The 729-nt window shown below is 70.0% G+C and carries 1 protein-coding gene; it reads right to left on the bottom strand.

What is annotated here, in order from left to right; genetic code table 11:
• The coding region (locus DJ70_RS03185; RefSeq protein WP_143420918.1) for an SPFH domain-containing protein at window positions 1-729 on the bottom strand (729 nt) is incomplete at both ends.

Genomic DNA, 729 nt, shown 5'->3' with positions numbered 1-729 from the left:
GAGAACCGCGAGCGCGACGCCCGCCGCGTCGCGCTCGCGGTTCTCGTCGGTCCGGAGGTCGTCGTCGGCGACCGTGTCGAGCTGTTCGAGCGCGCTCTCGATGTCGTCGAGCCCGAGCAGCCGCTCCGTCTCCTCGTCGAACGCCTTGCCCTCCAGCCCGTCCATCTGCTGGACGTCGGAGCCGGAGAGCGCCTTGCCGTAGCGGCCGACGAGGCTCGTGAGCTCCTGCGGGAGCACGAACGTCGTCGAGTCTCCCTTCCCGATCGCCGCCAGGGTGTCCATGCCGCGCTCGATGATCGCGCGCTCGCCCATCGACTCCGCCGAACGCGCCCGCAACACCGTCGAGATGGCGTCGCCCTGCGCCTCGAGGATCTGGCTCTGTTTCTCCCCCTGTGCGCGGATGATGTTCGACTGCTTGTCCCCCTCCGCCTGCTCGACCGCCGACCGCCGTTCCCCCTGTGCCTCGAGGATCATCGCCCGGCGCCGGCGCTCCGCGCCGGTCTGTTGCTCCATGGCGCGTTTGACGTCCTCGGAGGGGCTCACCTCGCGGACCTCGACGCCCTCGACGCGGATCCCCCACTCGTCCGTCGGCTCGTCCAGCTCCTCGTTGATCCGGTCGTTGATCTGCTCGCGCCGCGAGAGGGTGTCGTCGAGCTCCATGTCGCCGAGGACGGCCCGGAGCGTCGTCTGGGCCAGGTTCGAGGTCGCCTTCTTGTAGTCGTCGACCTC

The sequence above is a fragment of the Halorubrum halodurans genome (genome assembly GCF_002252985.1).
Classification (GTDB): Archaea; Halobacteriota; Halobacteria; order Halobacteriales; family Haloferacaceae; genus Halorubrum; species Halorubrum halodurans.
This window is presented reverse-complemented; position numbering and strand designations above follow the sequence as displayed.